Here is a 17,408-nt window from a genome sequence, read left to right on the forward strand (position 1 = left end):
ACTGCCGGCGGGACCCTCGTGGACGGGGGTCAGTGCGTTTCGGCGAACTCCATGAGGCGGCTCGTGCGGCGCTCGAAGACCGCCCCGCCGACGGCGATCCCGACCCCCATCACGGTCACACCCACGCCGATGCCGGTCCAGAAGGACGTCCACGCGGCGCCCTCGTCTCCGCCGAGCGCGAGCCAGCCCGACCACAGCGCGGGGACGGAGAGGATGATCGCTCCGAACAGGACCGCCGCCTGAGCGACGGATCCGCCCGTGCGCTGCGGCTGCTCGAACGGTCCTTCTCCTGGACGCGAGACCGCGTAGGGCGCGGCCACGGACGCCACGGAGCTGAGGCCGAGGCCCGTCGCGAAGAGCGAGACGCAGACTCCGACGAGGGCCGGAAGCACCGCCCACCGCCCGTGGACCCAGATCGAGAGGGTGATGGCGAGCGCCAGGAGCGGCACCCCGAGGAGCAGGACGGGGACAAGGCGCCCCACCCGGTCGGCGACGCCGCGGACACCGGCGGAGATGTGCAGCCAGATCCCGGTCGAGTCGTACGCGAGGTCGTTGTGCACGAGCCAGCCGAGGAACAGCGCGAGGATCGGCGGCGGGATCAGCGCGACGGTCGACAACGGCACGCCGACCACCAGGAGCGGCAGCACGATGAGGACGGAGGCGATGGGGACGACCACGATGTTGGCGAGGTGCCGAGGGTCGCCCGACCAGTACACGATGCTGCGCGCGGCGATCGCGCCGCCGGGGGTGCCGGGCATGACGGCGAACCACCCGAGTCCGCGACGCTCGCGCACCGGTACCTCGCGCTCCGTCGCGCTCATCATGATCTGGACGAGCAGCCGCCACGCACCCGCCAGCGCGAGCACGGTCACGAGGGCCACGAGGACCGAGACGACGAGGTCGCCGCCGGTGCGCAGCGGGATGGCGACGGCTGCCCCGAGAGGCGTCGCACCCAGCACCTGCGCCGCCTCGGCGAGCTGCGAGGGCAGACCCCCGGACCACTCGAGCGAGAAAGCGAACACGGCCACGGGGATGACGACGATCGCGGCCGCCGTGACCATCAGGCCCGTGAGCTGCGGCGACCTGCGCTCGCGGAGGGCGAGGGCGGAGACGGCCATCGCGCACCGCGCGGCGAGGACGTTGGTGGCGACGAACAGCACCGCGGCGAGGACGGCGAGGGCGGGTGACGCGCCGTGACCGATCCACGCCACTGACATCGCGACCGCGACGGCGATCGTGACGAGTCCCGGTAGTCCGAAGGGGGATGCCGCCACCACCGACCACGCGACGATCCGAGGCTCGACGCCCGTCACGACGAATCGCCGGGGGTCGAGAGGATCGTCGGCGCCCGTGAAGAGCGGTACGAGGAGGAAGCCGCCGACGATGAGCGATCCGCCCACGACGACGAGCGTCGCCGCATCCGCATCCGGAACGCGGTCGAGCCGGACGAGCGCGACGCACACCGCCGCCACGGCGACCGCGAGGATCCCGAAGGCGGCCAGGCGGCGGACGAGCACGCCGGGGCGGGCGTTCAGCGAACCCGCGAGCAGCGCGAGCCTCAGTCGGAGTACGTGTGCAACCACTCGAGGCCTTCCACGTCGCTGAGTCCGCCGGACAGCTGGACGAAGCGCTCCGCGAGGGTGTGATCGCCGCGGACCTCGTCGACGGATCCATGGGCCAGCACCTGGCCGGCGACGATCACGGCGACGCCGTCGCAGACGCGCTCGACGAGCTCCATGCCGTGGCTCGAGAGGATGACGGTGCCACCGCGCGCCACGTATGCCGTGAGGATTTCGAGGATCACCTCGCTCGAGACGGGGTCGACCGCCTCGAAGGGTTCGTCCAGCACGAGGAGGCGGGGAGCATGGATCATCGCGCCGGCAAGCATGATCTTCTTCGTCATGCCCGCCGAGTAGTCGGACACCGGCCGCACGAGCGCCGCGGTCAGATCGAAGGCGCGGGCGAGGTCTTCCGTCCGCTCGGCGACGACGGCCGGGCGGAGCCCGCGCAGCACGCCGTAGTAGTGCAGCAACTGCCGCCCGGTGAGGCGGTCGAACGTGCGCAGTCGATCGGGCAGGACGCCCATCAGCGCCTTCGCCGCGCGCGGATCCCGCTGCAGGTCGACCCCGCCGACGACGATCGTCCCGGCATCGGGCCGCAGCAGACCGGCGATCATCGAGAGGGTCGTCGTCTTTCCCGCACCGTTGGGCCCGACCAACCCGTAGAAGGTGCCCGCGGGGATCTCGAGGTCGACGGCGTCGACGGCCCGCGTGCGGCCGAACGACTTCGAGACCTTCTCCAGTCGCAGTGCCGGCGCGGGATCGGATGCGTCGGCGCCCGCCTCGGCGCCGTCCAGGTCGAGGACGGCCGTCGCCGTCTCGAGCGCGGCGGCGTCGGTCGAAGGGGCGTCGTCCGTCATGATCTCGGCAGCCGGGGCCGGCTCGGTCTCCGGCGCGGGCCCGACCTCGGGCTCGGCCTCGGGCTCCATCGCGGGCTCGGGTTCGATCTCGGGCTCGGTTTCGACGCCGGCCGCGAGTTCGGTCTCCGGCTCGGTTTCGACGCCGGCCTCGGGTTCGATTTCGACGCCGGCCGCGAGTTCGGTCTCGGGCTCGGTTTCGGCGCCGACCTCGGGTTCAGGCCCGGATGCGGCGACGGGCTCGGTCTCGGCCGGAGCCGCGGGTTCGACCTCGGGCTCCCCGTCAGCCTCGGACTCGGACTGAGCCTCGAGCTCGGGTTCGGCCTCGGGCAGCACCTCCTGCTCCGACACCGGCTCCGACGTCGCGTCGTCCTGGTCGGCGGGTGCCTCACCCGGGTCGCGAGAGGCCTCCTCGAACCGCGCAGCGGCGACGGCGGCCGGCACCTCGGGCTTGGGCGGCAGGGCCTGCGCGACCTCGTCGACGGGTGCGGGCGGAGGCGGCGGAACCGGGTTGTCGGCGCCGGACACGGGAGCCTTCTTACGGGGCGGTCGTGTCTTGGGAGGCGTCACCCCTCAAACTTAGCAAGCCCGACCGGTGCGACTTCCGGCGCACGCCACAGGGGGTCGCACTATCACGAATGCACAACGTCGGGCCACGATACGGGCCCTTTTCAGGTGACACCGATAGCATCGAGGGCGGCACGAAGATGTGTCTTTCCGATGTACGGACAGTGACCACATCGTCAGGAGCACCCCGTGACCAAGATCGTCATCCTCGCAGCCGGCATGGGCTCGCGCCTCGGCCGCAGCCTTCCCAAGCCGCTGACCGCGCTGAGCGACGGCCGCAGCATCATGGGGCAGCAGCACGACAACATCCGCGCGGCATTCGGGCCCAAGGCCCACATCACCACGGTGGTCGGCTACCGTGCCGAGACCATCGTCGAGGCCTTCCCCGACGTCGACTACGTCTACAACGACCGCTACGACCAGACCAACACGTCCAAGAGCCTGCTGCGTGCCCTCAAGGCGACGGGCAAGTCGGGTGTCCTCTGGATGAACGGCGACGTCGTGTTCGATCCGCGTGTGCTCGGCCGGGCCCTGGCGCTCATCGAGGCGGACCAGTCCTTCGTGACGGTGAACACCTCGAAGGTCAGCGACGAAGAGGTCAAGTATACCGTCGACGCGAACGGCAACATCGCCGAGCTGTCGAAGACCGTCGTCGGCGGCCTCGGCGAAGCTGTCGGGATCAACTACATCTCGCGCGCCGACAAGCCGGCGCTCATCGCTCAGCTGGGCCACGTCGACAACCAGGACTACTTCGAGCGGGGTCTCGAGCTCGCGATCGCCGAGAACGGCCTGAAGCTGCGGCCGCTCGACATCTCCGACCTGTACGCCGTCGAGGTCGACTTCGCGGAAGACCTCGATCGGGCGAACCTCTACGTCTGAGGCAGCGGACGATGCGTCCCGGCGCATCGTGAGATCCACCATGAGTGACGTCCCCCGCATCCACTCCCTTCCGGACGGGGCGCCCTGGGCGGGCGGGCTCCCCCCGGAGGGTTCCCCCGAGCACCCGTGGCTGATCCGAATGCTCGACCGCGTGCTCGCGGTGCAGCGGCCGGCCGTCCTCGCGCACCTGCGGACGATCCGCGCGCGGCATCCCGAAGCGACCCCGGCCGAGATGGGCCGGATCCTCGAGCGTCGTTACCTCGCCACCGTCACGACCGGCGGTGCCGCCGTCGGCGCCACGGCCGTCGTGCCCGGCATCGGCACGGGCGTGACGCTCGCGCTCAGCGGTGCCGAGACCGTCGGATTCCTCGAGGCGACGGCGCTGTTCGCACAGTCCCTGGCGGAGGTGCACGGCATCCGCGTCAACGATCCCGACCGCGCCCGTGCACTCGTGCTGACCCTCATGGTGGGTCGCGAGGGTGTCGACCTGGTGAGCCAATTCGCCCGGCAGGTGAGCGGCACCGGCCCGGCGCGCGATGCGTACTGGGGCCAGATGATCACGACGTCCCTGCCGCGAGCGATGGTCGGTCCCCTCATCGACCGCCTCAAGGGCGCCTTTCTCCGTCGGTTCGCCGCGCAGGGCAGCGCGTCCCTCCTCGGACGGGCCCTCCCCTTCGGCATCGGTGCCGTGATCGGCGGCGGCGGCAACCACATCCTCGGCCGACGGGTCATCATCGGGGCCCGGCGCGCCTTCGGTCCGCCGCCGCTCGAGTTTCCGGCGGAGCTCACGGCCGCCCCTCCGCGTCGGCTGCCGCGATCCCGCAGGAAGCGACACGGCGACGACCCCGCCCTCAGCGGGTAGCGTGGCCGCGTGCTCCCCACCCTCGTGACCCTTCTGATCGCCAACGCCCTGTTCAACGTGCTCGTGTGGCCGACGTTCTTCCGTCGCGTCTCTCGCGACACACGGGCGCGGGACGCGCAGGGCCGACCGACCCGGTTCCTCGTCGTGCACGCCGTCCTCATCGGCGTCGCCCTGCTGCTCGCGGCGGCATCCCTCGTCGTCGGCATCCTGGCCGCCACCGGCGTCGGCAGCTGACCGTCGCGGGGCTGCACACCCGGCACGGCGCGCGCAAGTGGTGTGGAGGCGGCGCCCGGACTGACTAGCGTTGTCGAGTGGTCACGACTCCCTCGCAGCAGCCGTCCGGCCGGATCCAGAGCTTGGACGGACTTCGCGGAGTGGCCGCCCTCGTCGTGCTCCTGCACCACTGGCTGCTGATCGCGGAGCCGCTGCTGGAGGGAACCGTCAGCTGGGCGGTAATCTCCCAGTCGCCCGTCAAACTCCTCACGGCCGGCAACGAAGCGGTCCTCGTCTTCTTCGTGCTCTCGGGACTCGTGGTGGTCCTGCCGGTCTTCAAGGAGAACTTCTCCTGGATGGGCTTCCTTTCGGCCCGCGTCGTCCGCCTCTACGGACCCGTCATCGCCTCGCTGGCCCTGAGCGCCATCCTGATCCTCCTGGCCCCCCGCGACCCGTCGCGTATGCCGCCCGGGTCCTGGATGGCGGAGACGCACGCGGACAGCGTGTCGGCGGGATCGTTCCTGGCGCAGGCATCCCTCGTTCCGCGTCAGTATCCCCTCAACAACCCGTTGTGGTCGCTCCACTGGGAACTGCTCTACTCGATCGTCCTGCCGCTGGCGACGGCTCTGGCTCTGCTCGTGCGGCGGCACGCGCTCGCGGCGGTCATCGTCTGCTGCGCCCTCAGCGTCGTCGGGCGCCTCTTCGAGCAGAGCGAGCTGCTCTACTTCCCCGTCTTCGTGATCGGTACGATCATGGCTGCGCGGATGCCGGACCTGCTCGCCTGGGTGGAACGCCCCCGCCCGCGCTGGTTCATGCCGCTGTTCACCCTGGTGAGCGTCCTCATGCTCATCGGCAGCTGGCTGGCGCGCCCGATCTTCCCCAGCGGCACCGACCTCAACCACCTGCTGTGGGCGTTCGCCGCACCGGGGGCTGCCGGCATCGTGCTGGTCGCGCTCGCGTGGGGGCCGGCGATCCGGCTCTTCGAGACACGCCCGATCCAGTGGCTCGGCAAGATCTCCTTCAGCCTCTACCTCGTCCACGTGCCGGTGCTCGCCACCCTCGCCTTCGCGTTCGGATCCGAGGCCTGGGGGCTCGTCGGTCTTCTCGGCATCCCCCTCAGCCTCCTGGTCGCCTGGGGGTTCTACGAGGCGGTCGAAGCTAGAATGCACAAGGCGGCGCGACGCGTTCACCGAGCAGTTGCGGCGCGAGCGCGTCGCCGGGCCGGAGAAGTCGCGCCCTGACCTGCCGTCGACGAGAGCACAGCACCCCTCATGCGTTCGCCCCTTCCGCCCGCCGTCACCCGTGTCATCCGCTCCGCCCTCACCCGCGCCAAGCGCGTGCCGACCTCCGAACTCATCGCCTGGTCCCGGTCGCGGCCGATCCGGCATCGGACGGTCCTCTACGAGTCCTTCGCGGGCAACGGTGCGCTCTGCAATCCCGAGGCGATCTTCCGCGCCCTCATCGCCGATCCCGAGTTCGCCGACCTGACGCACATCTGGGCGATCAGTGACGCGGATGCCGCAGCCGCCCTCCACGCGGAGTTCGCCGGCGACCAGCGGGTCGAGATCGTCTCCCGGGGCAGCGGCGCCTATTGGCGTGCGGTGTCGACCGCGGGGTACCTCATCAACAACGCGACCTTCCCGACGGCATTCAGCAAGCGGGTGGGACAGGTCTACCTGAACACCTGGCACGGCACTCCGCTGAAGCTGATGGGCTTCGACATGCCGGGCGGCGCACGCGAGTCCGCCAACACCCTGCGGAACCTGCTGAACGCCGACTACCTCCTCGCGGCGAACCCCTTCATGGCCGAGACCATGTACGAGGACGCCTATCAGCTGCGCAACGTCTACCGGGGCGCGATCATCGAAGAGGGCTACCCCCGCATCGACCGTCAGCGGATGCCCGAGGCGGAACGCGTCGCCCGGATCGCCGACCTGGGGAGCCGTCTGGGCATCGACCTCGCAGGCCGGCGCATCGTCCTGTTCGCACCGACGTGGCGCGGCAGTTCGTTCCAGGCGCCGGACGCCGACCTCGCCCATCTCGCCGACCAGGCGGCGGGCCTGCAGCGACAGCTCGGCGACGACGTCGTCGTCCTCCTCAAGACGCACCAGGTGGTCCACCGCGCGGCCAGCGGCATCCCGGCACTGCGTCGCCTGCTCGTCCCCAACACGACGCCGACCAACGTGCTCCTCGGTCTCGCGGACGCCCTCGTGACCGATTACTCGTCGATCTTCTTCGACTACCTCGCGACCGATCGGCCGATCGGCTTCCTCGTGCCCGACGGCGACGCGTACGGCGCCGAGCGCGGCACCTACATGCCGCTCGACGAACTGCCCGGTCCGGTGCACACCGACCCCGAGGCGCTCGGGCGCGACCTGGCCGCGCTCCTGGGCCCGGGCGCCCCGGCGCACCCGCGGTACGCGGACTGGGCCCGCCGCTTCGTGCCCCACGAGGACGGCGAAGCCACGTCGCGGGTCATCGACGTCGTGTTCCGGGGACGCACCGCCGAGCGCCGGGTCCGCCAGGTGCGCCGCGACGGGCGTCCGCGCCTGCTGTTCTACCTCGGCGGCATGCGTCTGAACGGCATCACGACCGCAGCCGTCAACCTGCTGAACTCGCTCGACACCGAGAAGTACGACGTGACGGCGCTCATGGCGTTCCCGCGCGGCGCGACGACCACGCACAACCAGTCGCGGCTCGACCCGGGCATCCGGCAGGTCTTCCGCGTCGGCGGCATGAACGGGCTGAAGGCCCGTCAGATCATGCGGCGCGTCGCCGACGTCAGCACCGACCCGCTGCGAGCCCACCGGCGACTCGGCCACCGCACGCTCTGGCGCGACGAGTGGACGCGCATCTTCGGGTCCGCCAAGTTCGACTGGGTCGCGGACTTCAGCGGATACAGCCCGTTCTGGGCCCACCTGATGCTGCACTCGCCGCGCGCCGTCCGCGCCATCTGGCTGCACAACGAGATGGCCGCCGATCGCGACCGCACGGTCAACGGCAAGCAGCCGTTCCGCCGCTCCCTCGGCCGCGTGTTCGCCATGTACCGGGCCTACGACCAGCTCGTCTCGGTGTCGCCCGCCCTCACCGACCTCAACCGCGCCGAGCTGGCGGAGTACGCCCCCGGCGACCGGTTCGTCACCCTGCGGAACCTGCCCGACATCGTGTCCGCGGCCGCACTCGACGAGCGAGACGAGGAGGGCGAGGAGCCGGAGGAGGATGCCGTGCTCGGCGAGACGCTCGACGCCGTCCTCGCGGTGCCGGGGATCCGCAGGTTCGTCACGGTCGGACGGCTCTCGACCGAGAAGAACCACGCGCGCCTGATCCGCGCCTTCGCCCTTCTGTCCGCGACCGAACCCGACACCCAGCTGCTCATCGTCGGTGGAGGGCCCCTCCGTCGCGACCTGGAGCAGCAGGTCCGCGACGCGGGACTCACCGGACGCGTCATCCTGACCGGGCCGCTGCGGGACCCGGCATCCGTCATGCGGCGGTGCGACTGCTTCGTCCTCTCGAGCGACTACGAGGGCCAGCCCATGGTCCTCATCGAAGCAGCGCAGCTGGGCCTCCCGATCGTCTCGACCGCCTTCGGATCCGCCCGCGGCGCGCTCCCCGGCGACGACATGCACATCGTCGACCGTGAGGACACCGCCCTCGCCGCGGGGATGGCGGACTTCCTCGCCGGGCGCGTGGCACCGGCATCCCTCGACGTCGCGGCCTACACCGCCGAGGTGCTCGCCCAGTTCGACGCGCTCATCCCCCGTACCCCCGGCGCGTCGTGACCGTCGACGCCCCTGTGCCGGCGCCCGGATCGGGAGTCACGTTCGTCATGCCCGTGCTGAACGAACGGGACTACCTCGAGCGCGCGGTGCAGACGGTCCTGCAGCAGGACGTCGACGGACCCGCGGAGCTGATCCTGGCGCTCGGCCCCTCGAGCGACGGGACGACGGAGCTCGCCGGGCGACTGGCCGCGGCGGACCCCCGCATCCGTCTCGTCGAGAACCCGCAGGCCGACATCCCGGTGGCCCTGAACCTCGCGATCCGCGCCGCGCGGCATCCCACGATCGTGCGGGTCGACGCGCACTCCGAACTCGCCCCGGGGTACACGCGGCGCGCGCTCGCCACCCTCGAGCGCGCTCGCGCCGCGAACGTCGGCGGCGTGATGCGCGCCGACGGGCGCACCCCGTTCCAACGCGCGGTGGCGATCGCCTACAACTCCCCCGCCGGCCTCGGCGGCGGGGCGTATCACGTCGGGGCGCCGGAGGGCCCGGCCGAATCGGCCTACCTCGGCGTCATGCGACGCGAGGTGCTCGAGGAAGTCGGACTGTTCGATGAGTCGATCCGCCGCGGCGAGGACTGGGAACTCAACCTCCGCATCCGTCGGGCCGGCTACCGCGTCTGGTTCGACCCCCAGCTGGCGGTGACGTACTGGCCGCGCGAGAGCTGGGCGCGCCTGGCGCGGCAGTTCGTCGCAACGGGGACCTGGCGGGGTGAGCTCGTCCGCCGGTTCGGGCGGCTCAACTCGCTCCGCTTCTTCGCACCGCCCGCGCTGGTCGCCGCCGTCGTGGCGAGCCTCGTGATCGCGGTGCTTCAGGTCACCGGCCTGGTGAGCGGTGTCGCCTCGGCGGTCCTGTCGGTCGTCCACCTGCCGATCGCGCTCTACATCCTCGGCGTCCTCGGCTTCAGCGTCGTCGCCGGGCGGTCGTTGCAGGAACGCGCCTGGCTGGCCCTGGTCCTGCCCACCATGCACCTCTCCTGGGGGGCGGGCTTCCTCGTCGGCCTCGTGCGGGGGGCGAAGGACACGATCGACACGTCGCGGTTGGATCGCAACACGCCCCTGCCGTGACGACGGCCGCCGCGGCAGCGGCGAGGCGTCAGTCGCGCGAGATCATGCCCTGGTCGAGGAGGCGCGCGACGACACGCTCGGCGGCGCGGCCGTCGTCGCGCGCGTTGAACCGTGCGCTCCAGGAGGCGTAGCGCTCCGCGAACCGCTGGGGAACGTCCGGATCGTTCAGTCCCGCCGTCAGCTCGTCCTGCGTCGCCGCGAGCGGCCCCGGTGCCCGTTCGGCCAGGTCGAAGTAGAACCCGCGGAGCCTGCCGCGGTAGTGCTCGAGGTCGGGCACGAAGAAGTGGACCGGTTTGCCGGTGGCGGTGAAGTCGAACATGACGGACGAGTAGTCCGTGACGAGCGCATCGGCCGCCAGGAGGAGCGCCGAGATGTCGGGGTACCCGGTGACGTCGACGACGCGGGGCCCCGTCGCATCCGCGCCGGGGAGGAGGGTCCGCGAGTGGCCTCGCACGAGGACCGTGGCCCCGGCATCCTGCGCCAGCTTCTGCAGGTCGAGGAAGTCGACCATCTGCTCGCGGTCGTCACGCCACGTCGGTGCGTAGAGGAGGACGCGCTCGTCCGGCCCGACGCCCAATCCGCGGCGGACGGCGTCGCGATCCCCGGTGAGCAGCACGTCGTTGCGGGGATAGCCCTCCACCCACACGGGCCGCCGGCCGAAGGCGTAGGCGGTGCGGAGGATGCGGGCCGCGTACGGGTTCTGCGCGAGCAGCACGTCCCACCGCCGGCTCTCGCGGACGACGGCGAGAGCACGACGCGGGTCGAACCCGGGCCGGTCGAGGGCGAGCCGTTTCAGCGGTGTGCCGTGCCAGGTCTGCAGGACGCGTTGGCCGGGACGCCGGACGAACCGACGGCGCAGCCAGTCGTTGACGACCAGCAGGCGCGCCGCACCGCGCGCGCGCCACCACTCCGGGGACCCCTCGACCACGGCGACAGCGCCGGGTGGCACCTCGATCGACCGGTCGACGACGCTCCAGTAGCGGAGGACGGTCGGGGCCATCCGCGCGATCTCGGCGTCGATCGCCCGCGGGTTGCAGCTGGCGTTGCGGCCGTAGAAGCTCTCGAAGAAGACCGCGTTCTCGAGGTCGTCCGATCGGTCGGCGTAGGCCCGCTCGAGCGCAGCCTGCCCGGCGGGCGCGGCGTCGGCCTCGGTCAGCGGCGGGCCGACGATCACCTGCCCGTCGCGGACCTCGACGGCGAGGGTCTCCGCCACCGTGCGCGCCAGCGGAGCGATCTGCGCCGAGCCCGGCGCGGGACCGTCGAACTCGAGGCGGTAGGTGCCGCTGGGCAGCGCGAGCTCGGGCCTTCCCCACCGCGACACCCGCAGCGGGAGGACGGCGCGCCAACCGGCATCCGTCGCCGAGATCGACGCCGCGGAGACGGCTCGGGGCCCCGCGGCACGGAGCCCGGCGGGAGCGGGGCCGCGACCCTCGAACTGCAGCGCGTCCCCGGCCACCAGCGACACCCGGATCATCCTCGACCCCTTCCCCGGCGCGTGGTCGACAGTCCGCGGCGGATCGCGGCGTGGACGCGCTCGGCGTTGCGGCCGTCGCGGTAGGCGTGGACCTGGGCGCTCAGCGCCTCGGCACGCGCGACGCGGCGCTCGCGCTCACGTTCGTCGCCCAGCACCGCCGTGACCTGCGCCATGACGCCCGTCCAGTCGAGGGCGACGTCCTCGCCCGCGACGTCCCGGTAGCGACCGTAGAACCCGCGCTCGGCGGCGTAACGGGCCTCGTCCGGCGCGAAGAACACCACCGGTACCGGCACGAGCGCCGTGTCGTAGACGAGCGACGAATAATCAGTGATGAGGACGTCGAGGGCCGGAAGGGCCGGGGTCACGTCCGGCAGCAGGTCGGAGCCGAGCAGACGGATGCGGTCGCCCGCCGCCCCGGCGCGGTACTCCCCCGCCCCCAGCGGATGCGATCGCACGAGCAGCACGGCGTCGCCGCGCTCGAGCGCGTTTGAGATCGTCTGCCACTCGCTCGCGGTCGGCACGGCCGGATCCGGCTCGCCGTCGCGCCACGTCGGCGCGTAGAGCACGACTCGGGCGCCGCCGAGCGGCCCCACGAGCGCCTCGACGTCCGCCCGGGCCTCGGCGGCGGAGCGCCCGCTCGAGAGCACGTCGACACGGGGCTCGCCCGTGACGAGCACCCGGTCGTGACCGAGCCCGAACGCCGACTCCAGCCGTCCGCGGACGAGGTGCGAGGCGGCCGGGAGCAGACGGATGCGTCGCTGGGTCCGCCGGTAGGCGGTCCGCAGGAGGCGGGCGAGCCCCGGAATCGGGAGGGGGGCGCGCGCCGTGACCGGGGAGTCGAGGCCGAGCCGCTTCAACGGGATGCCGTGCCAGAGCTGCACGAGATAAGACCCTGACGTGGCGTAACGGTTCACGTCGCCGGCGCCGTGCGTGACAACCACGACGCGAGCGCGCGCCGTGAGCCAGAAGCCCCGCAGCCCGCGTTTGGGGGCCGACGGGATGCCCGCTCGGCGCGCCGCATCCGCGTCGGCATCCGACCCGGTGAGCCACACCGCACGTTCGCCCGCAGCGGCCGCGACGTGCCACAGCGCGAGGGCGCCCTCGCCGATCCCGACGGCGGAGCCGAAGACCCACAGGTCCCGGGTGCGCGGGATGACACGGGTGAGGACGAGCCCGAGGACGTGGAGCGGAAGCCTCATCACCTGGGCGGCATTGCCCGACGCGAACGAAAAAGACCCCACCCCGCGAGCCTATCGCGGGGTGGGGTCGTGACTCGGACGGGCTACTCGGTCAGCTCGCCGAGGGTGACATCGGCGCTCTGCGTCTTGCCGTCGCGGACGTAGACGAGACTGGCCTTCGCGCCCGCCGCCAGCGCACGGACCTGGGCGGTCAGATCGGTCGCGTCGCGGACCGGGACGCCGTCGAACTCGGTGACGACGTCGCCCGCCTTCAGACCTGCCTGCGCCGCGGCACCACCCGAGGTGACGTCGCTGATGAGGGCCCCCGCGACGGTGCTGTTCTCGGCGTCCGCGGCGTTGCCGACCATCGCGCCGAGCAGACCGTGGCTGGCGGAGCCGTCCGCGATGATCTCGTCCGTCACCCGCTTGACGATGTTCGACGGGATGGAGAACCCGACGCCGATCGATCCCGCCTCGCTCGAGGAGGACGAGCCGCCGCCCGCCGTCGCGATCGCGACGTTGATGCCGATCAGGTCGCCGGTGTCGTCGACGAGCGCACCGCCGGAGTTGCCCGGGTTGATGGCCGCGTCGGTCTGGATGACGGCGATCGAGATCGTGCCCGAGGATCCGGAGCCGCGCTCCTGACCCTGGCCGAAGTCGAACTGGAACGGCGACTCGCCGTTCTGGCCCTGGTCCTGCTGCTGCTCACCGGAGTCCGGGACGGCCGAGGACGCGATCTGGATCGAGCGGTTCAGCGCGCTGACGATACCGGTGGTGACGGTGTTCGACAGACCCAGTGGAGCGCCCACGGCGACGGTCGTGTCACCGACGTTGAGCTTGCTCGAGTCGGCGAAGGTGATCGGGGTCAGCCCGCTCGCCCCCGTCAGCTTGATCACGGCGAGGTCGTAGATCGGGTCGGTCCCGACGATCTTCGCGTCGTACACACGGCCGTCCGACGTGGTGACCCGGAGGGCCGCATCCGAGCTCGCGCCGTCGAGGGTGACGACGTGCGTGTTCGTGACGATGTAGCCGTCGGAGCTGAGGATCACACCCGATCCGGTGCCGCCGCCGTCCGACGACGTCGCACTGATCGTCACGACGCTCGGGAGGGTCTTGGCCGCGATCCCCGTCGTCTGATTCACGTTGTCGGGATCGTTGACCGTGACGGTCGTCGATCCGCGCGAGACCGAGGTGCTGCTGTTCGCAGCGAACATGTCGTTGCCGATCGCGGCACCGCCGAGACCCGACACCGCGCCGACGATGGCGGCGGCGACGAGGACGGCGACGATCTTGCCGGATCCGACCTTGGCCTCGGCCGCACGGGGCGCGTGAGCGTCGGGCTGGGGTGCGGTCGGCTGACCGGAGAAGCTCGCTCCCGGTGCGTGCTGTCCGCTCGCCTGCGAGCCGTGCGAGAAGAAACCACCGCCCGCGTGCGGGGCGCCGGATGCCTGCGGGCCGGCGGCCGACGGACCGGCGGCGCCCGAGTCGGGCAGCGGCGGACGCGGCGGCACGGGGGCGCCGGACGTGTTCGGGTCGGGGATGTTCGAATCGCTCATGGGACTGCTCCTTCTTCGAGGCGACTTCAGAGTGCTCCCGGAGTCTGTGGACCAGCTATGCCGACCCTCCGATCAGCCTATGGGAGTGGATGACGCCCCGGGTCGCGCCCGCGGAAGCCGCCCGGCGCCGGGCGATACGCTGGGCCGGTGCTGCACATCCCCGGTGCCTGGCAACGCGCAGCCCGCGGCGCCGGCCTCCTCTCCCCCGACGGGACGCTCGCGGCGACGATCTTCGCGGAGATCACCGCCGCCGCCGTCCGCCACGACGCGATCAACCTCGGCCAGGGCTTCCCCGACGAGGACGGTCCCGCCGAGGTGCTCGCCGCTGCCGTCGACGCGATCCGTTCCGGCGTCAACCAGTACCCGCCGGGACGGGGAATGCCGGTGCTCCGAGAAGCCGTCGCGGATCACCAGCACCGCTTCTACGGCATCGACCTCGACCCCGAGCGGCAGATCCTCATCACGGCGGGAGCGACCGAGGCGCTGACGGCGACCCTCCTGGCCCTGCTCGACGGACCGGACGATGAAGTGGTCGTCTTCGAGCCCTACTACGACTCCTACGCCGCCGCGATCGCCCTCGCGGGGGCCCGGCTCGTCCCGGTGCCGCTGCGCTGGCCCGACCTCGAACCGGACCTCGCCGATCTGCGCGCGGCGGTCGGCGAGCGGACCCGGATCATCCTCGTCAACGACCCGCACAACCCGACCGGAACGGTGTTCTCCGCGGAGGTGCGCGCCGAGATCGTGCGCCTGGCCGCACATCACGACGCCCTGATCGTCACCGACGAGGTCTACGAGCACCTCGTGATCGACGGGACGCACACGCCGATCGCGACGCTTCCCGGCGCCGCCGAACGGACCCTCACGATCTCCTCGGGCGGCAAGACCTTCCGCACGACCGGATGGAAGGTGGGGTGGGTGAGCGGCCCGGCTGACCTCGTCGACGCCGTCCTCGCGGTCAAGCAGTATCTGACCTATGTGAACGGCGCCCCGTTCCAACCCGCGATCGCCGTCGGCCTCGGGCTGCCGGACGCCTACTTCGACGACCTCGCCGCGACGCAGCGGGAGAGGCGTGACCTGCTCGGCGAGGGCCTGATCGCCGCCGGCTTCGACGTGTCGACGCCGGCCGGGTCGTACTTCACCGTCGCCAACGTCGGTCCGCTGCTGGATGCCGGAGAGGATGCGGCCGGGTTCTGCCGCACGCTGCCCGAACGGGTGGGGGTCGCCGCCATCCCCCTCACCGCCTTCGTGTCCGAGGACCATCGGGCGGACTACGCGGGCCTCGTGAGGTTCGCGGCGTGCAAGCGGACGGACGTCATCGCCGAGGCGGCGCGGCGCCTCGCGGCATCCGCTCGGTGAGACCCGTCCGGGACCTCACTCCCGCGGCACGACGCGGTAGCGGCGCAGCGCGAGCGCCGGATTGACTCGCCGGACCCGGTCAACCACCGCGGCGTCGACGGCGGCCACCGCGACATCGGTGGCGGTGCCGATGGAGGCCACCGGGACGCCCAGCGGATCGATCACGACGGAGTGCCCGACGCCCAGCGGCGGCGGGTGATCGGCGCCGGCAACGTAGAGCGTGTTCTCGATCGCTCGCGCCTGCAGGAGCGTCCGCCAGTGATCCTCCTTGAGCGGGCCCCGCACCCACTCGGCGGCCACGAGCACGACGTGTGCGCCGGTGTCGGCGAGGATCCGGGCGACTTCGGGGAAGCGGAGGTCGTAGCAGGTCATGAGGGCGAAGCGGATGCCGTTCACCTCGAACGTCTCGGGCGTCTCGATCCCGCCCGGCTCCACCCAGTCCGATTCGCGCTGCCCGAACGCGTCGTAGAGGTGGAGCTTCCGGTAGCGCGCGACGACACCGCCGGCGTCCACGGCGACGACGGTGTTGCGCACGCGATCGCTGCTCGCGGCCCGTTCGACGAGGCCCGCGACGATGTGGACGCCGTGGCGGGCGGCGAGGTCCGTGAGCGCCGTCACGAAGGGGCCGTCGAGGTCCTGCGCGTGCGCGGCGAGCGAGGCGTCGAACGGGTCGACGAAGTAGCTCGAGTACTCGGGGAAGAGGACGATCCGCGCCCCGCGCGAGGCGGCGCGCGCGACGAGGTCGGAGATCGTGTCGAGGTTGGCCGCGTCATCGGCGGCCGGCGCGAACTGCGCGACCGCGAGGCCGAGCGGGGTGACGGTCATGGAGTGCCTTCCGAGCGACGGCGCGTGACGAGCGGGACGATGAGCCAGAGGGCCGCGATCACGACGGCCAGGCCGACTCCCGCCACCCAGGATGCCGCACCGCCCACGACGACGTCGAATACGAACGTGACGACGCCGACCAGCAGGGCCGACACCAACACGAGCGCGCCGATCATGCAGAGATGACCGAACCGGACGATGGCGGGCTTGGCGCGACGGGCGAACAGGATGCGGTGCACCGAGACCGGGGCGAGGGCCACGACGGCGCTCAGCGCCGAGAGGACCACGAGCACGAGGTACCCGAGCCGCTGCGAGGACTCCAGGTCGCCGAAGGAGGGTTGGAACGCGAGGGCGAGGAGGAAGCCGGTGAGGATCTGCGTGCCCGTCTGCAGCACACGCAACTCCTGCAGCACCTCGTTCCAGTTGCGGTCGGCCCGTTCGTCGCGGGTCTCGTCCCGCCCGTCGGGCTGTGCGTCGGCGGAGGCATCGGTGTCGCGGCGGACCATGCGTTCCATCCTGCCGACAACGGGCCGCATCCCCGGACCGATTCGCGTGCCCGCGAAACCCGTGCTAGTGTTTTCTCTTGTGCCGCGGGGTGGAGCAGCTCGGTAGCTCGCTGGGCTCATAACCCAGAGGTCGCAGGTTCAAATCCTGTCCCCGCAACAAGAAGAAGAAGGCGCTCCCTCTCCGGAGGGGGCGCCTTCTTCGCGTTCGGACCACGGATCGAGCCGTCACTCGGGCAGCATCGCCCGCTCCATGTCGGCGAGGAACCGCACGATCGTGCGCAGTTCGTCGTCGGAGTACGGTTCGGTCGCCTCCCGCATCCGCCGCAGCCGTTCCCCGAAGTGCTTCCGGAAGGTCGCACGCGCCTCGTCGGTGAGCGCGACGATCCGCGACCGTCGGTCGTGCGGGTGGGGCTTGCGGACCAGGTAGCCGTCGGCCGTCAGCCGGTCGAGCAGTTTCGTCGTCGATGCGGTCGAGATCGCAAGGTGCGTCGCGAGATCGTGGGGCTTCACGACCTCGCCGTGCTGCTCGCGGATGATGAGCATGCGGAGGGCCGCGAGGTCGGTCGTGTTCATGTCCATGTCGCCGCGCATCGAGGCGTACATTCGGTCCAAGGCGTCCGAGAAGGCCCGCACCGCCTCGAGCGCGCCAAGCACAACGACGTCGCGCTCGTTAGCCGGAATCCATGGTTCCGCCACCATTGGACACCTTTCCGGTCGGTCTGTAGCATGTCGA

Annotated in this window: 15 protein-coding genes and 1 tRNA gene; 8 read left to right on the forward strand and 8 right to left on the reverse strand. The window is 71.5% G+C overall.

The features are described from left to right. Nucleotides 1-29: 29 nt before the first annotated feature. Together Q9S71_RS11145 and Q9S71_RS11150 are read right to left on the reverse strand one after the other, a co-directional pair. Nucleotides 30-1,583 (reverse strand): hypothetical protein, encoded by a 1,554-nt coding sequence (locus tag Q9S71_RS11145; protein ID WP_311862401.1) that lies wholly within the window; start codon nucleotides 1,581-1,583, stop codon nucleotides 30-32. Then, nucleotides 1,559-2,944: an ABC transporter ATP-binding protein gene (locus tag Q9S71_RS11150; protein WP_311862402.1), complete on the reverse strand. Its 1,386-nt coding sequence runs from the start codon at nucleotides 2,942-2,944 to the stop codon at nucleotides 1,559-1,561. Before Q9S71_RS11150 ends, Q9S71_RS11145 begins: the two co-directional genes overlap by 25 nt. Nucleotides 2,945-3,172: 228 nt before the next feature. Here Q9S71_RS11150 and Q9S71_RS11155 point away from each other — a divergent pair, with 228 nt between their 5' ends. The 6 genes from Q9S71_RS11155 (at nucleotide 3,173) to Q9S71_RS11180 (ending at nucleotide 9,780) form a co-directional block, all read left to right on the forward strand. After that, complete coding sequence (locus Q9S71_RS11155) at nucleotides 3,173-3,862, forward strand: phosphocholine cytidylyltransferase family protein (RefSeq protein WP_311862403.1); 690 nt, start codon at nucleotides 3,173-3,175, stop codon at nucleotides 3,860-3,862. A 40-nt stretch (nucleotides 3,863-3,902) separates the two neighbouring features. Continuing rightward, the gene (locus Q9S71_RS11160) at nucleotides 3,903-4,724 is read left to right on the forward strand and encodes a hypothetical protein (protein ID WP_311862404.1); all 822 of its coding nucleotides are present in this window, start codon (nucleotides 3,903-3,905) and stop codon (nucleotides 4,722-4,724) included. Between the two features lie 9 nt (nucleotides 4,725-4,733). Continuing rightward, nucleotides 4,734-4,958 carry an SCO4848 family membrane protein gene (locus Q9S71_RS11165; protein WP_311862405.1) on the forward strand — a complete coding sequence of 75 codons (225 nt, stop codon included), beginning with the start codon at nucleotides 4,734-4,736 and terminating at the stop codon, nucleotides 4,956-4,958. 77 nt (nucleotides 4,959-5,035) lie between these two features. After that, the gene (locus Q9S71_RS11170) at nucleotides 5,036-6,178 is read left to right on the forward strand and encodes an acyltransferase family protein (RefSeq protein ID WP_311862406.1); all 1,143 of its coding nucleotides are present in this window, start codon (nucleotides 5,036-5,038) and stop codon (nucleotides 6,176-6,178) included. 30 nt (nucleotides 6,179-6,208) lie between these two features. Next, complete coding sequence (locus Q9S71_RS11175; RefSeq protein WP_311862407.1) at nucleotides 6,209-8,716, forward strand: glycosyltransferase; 2,508 nt, start codon at nucleotides 6,209-6,211, stop codon at nucleotides 8,714-8,716. Further along, the gene (locus Q9S71_RS11180; protein WP_311862408.1) at nucleotides 8,713-9,780 is read left to right on the forward strand and encodes a glycosyltransferase family 2 protein; all 1,068 of its coding nucleotides are present in this window, start codon (nucleotides 8,713-8,715) and stop codon (nucleotides 9,778-9,780) included. Before Q9S71_RS11175 ends, Q9S71_RS11180 begins: the two co-directional genes overlap by 4 nt. Nucleotides 9,781-9,808: 28 nt before the next feature. Here Q9S71_RS11180 and Q9S71_RS11185 read toward each other — a convergent pair whose 3' ends face one another. From Q9S71_RS11185 to Q9S71_RS11195, 3 genes are read right to left on the reverse strand one after another with little or no spacing between them, the layout of a single operon-like run. Beyond that, nucleotides 9,809-11,254: a CDP-glycerol glycerophosphotransferase family protein gene (locus Q9S71_RS11185; protein ID WP_311862410.1), complete on the reverse strand. Its 1,446-nt coding sequence runs from the start codon at nucleotides 11,252-11,254 to the stop codon at nucleotides 9,809-9,811. Beyond that, nucleotides 11,251-12,495 (reverse strand): CDP-glycerol glycerophosphotransferase family protein, encoded by a 1,245-nt coding sequence (locus Q9S71_RS11190; protein ID WP_311862411.1) that lies wholly within the window; start codon nucleotides 12,493-12,495, stop codon nucleotides 11,251-11,253. The genes Q9S71_RS11185 and Q9S71_RS11190 overlap by 4 nt, the downstream gene beginning before the upstream one ends. Nucleotides 12,496-12,536: 41 nt before the next feature. Further along, the gene (locus Q9S71_RS11195; protein WP_311862412.1) at nucleotides 12,537-13,988 is read right to left on the reverse strand and encodes a S1C family serine protease; all 1,452 of its coding nucleotides are present in this window, start codon (nucleotides 13,986-13,988) and stop codon (nucleotides 12,537-12,539) included. Between the two features lie 147 nt (nucleotides 13,989-14,135). On the opposite strand from Q9S71_RS11195, the gene Q9S71_RS11200 reads away from it, so the two are divergent. After that, nucleotides 14,136-15,344 (forward strand): aminotransferase class I/II-fold pyridoxal phosphate-dependent enzyme, encoded by a 1,209-nt coding sequence (locus Q9S71_RS11200; protein WP_311862413.1) that lies wholly within the window; start codon nucleotides 14,136-14,138, stop codon nucleotides 15,342-15,344. 15 nt (nucleotides 15,345-15,359) lie between these two features. On the opposite strand, the gene Q9S71_RS11205 is transcribed toward Q9S71_RS11200, so the two are convergent. Further along, the gene (locus tag Q9S71_RS11205) at nucleotides 15,360-16,169 is read right to left on the reverse strand and encodes a carbon-nitrogen hydrolase family protein (RefSeq protein WP_217530197.1); all 810 of its coding nucleotides are present in this window, start codon (nucleotides 16,167-16,169) and stop codon (nucleotides 15,360-15,362) included. Next, a complete protein-coding gene (locus Q9S71_RS11210; RefSeq protein WP_311862414.1) occupies nucleotides 16,166-16,675 on the reverse strand; it encodes a DUF6328 family protein in 510 nt (169 codons plus the stop codon). The genes Q9S71_RS11205 and Q9S71_RS11210 overlap by 4 nt, the downstream gene beginning before the upstream one ends. 83 nt (nucleotides 16,676-16,758) lie before the next feature. On the opposite strand from Q9S71_RS11210, the gene Q9S71_RS11215 reads away from it, so the two are divergent. Next, nucleotides 16,759-16,832, forward strand: a tRNA-Met gene (locus Q9S71_RS11215). Nucleotides 16,833-16,900: 68 nt separating this feature from the next. Here the strand turns inward: Q9S71_RS11215 and Q9S71_RS11220 are convergent. Then, nucleotides 16,901-17,254: a MarR family winged helix-turn-helix transcriptional regulator gene (locus tag Q9S71_RS11220; protein WP_311862415.1), complete on the reverse strand. Its 354-nt coding sequence runs from the start codon at nucleotides 17,252-17,254 to the stop codon at nucleotides 16,901-16,903. Nucleotides 17,255-17,408: the final 154 nt, after the last annotated feature.

It is taken from the genome of Microbacterium gawkjiense (assembly GCF_031932225.1).
Classification (GTDB): domain Bacteria; phylum Actinomycetota; class Actinomycetes; order Actinomycetales; family Microbacteriaceae; genus Microbacterium; species Microbacterium gawkjiense.

Coding starts and splice junctions, on each gene's coding strand:
- Q9S71_RS11160 (WP_311862404.1), top strand. CDS start 3,903: ATGAGTGACGTCCCCCGCATCCACTCCCTTCCGGACGGGGCGCCCTGG.
- Q9S71_RS11185 (WP_311862410.1), bottom strand. CDS start 11,254: ATGATCCGGGTGTCGCTGGTGGCCGGGGACGCGCTGCAGTTCGAGGGT.
- Q9S71_RS11205 (WP_217530197.1), bottom strand. CDS start 16,169: ATGACCGTCACCCCGCTCGGCCTCGCGGTCGCGCAGTTCGCGCCGGCC.
- Q9S71_RS11220 (WP_311862415.1), bottom strand. CDS start 17,254: ATGGACATGAACACGACCGACCTCGCGGCCCTCCGCATGCTCATCATC.
- Q9S71_RS11210 (WP_311862414.1), bottom strand. CDS start 16,675: ATGGTCCGCCGCGACACCGATGCCTCCGCCGACGCACAGCCCGACGGG.
- Q9S71_RS11195 (WP_311862412.1), bottom strand. CDS start 13,988: ATGAGCGATTCGAACATCCCCGACCCGAACACGTCCGGCGCCCCCGTG.
- Q9S71_RS11175 (WP_311862407.1), top strand. CDS start 6,209: ATGCGTTCGCCCCTTCCGCCCGCCGTCACCCGTGTCATCCGCTCCGCC.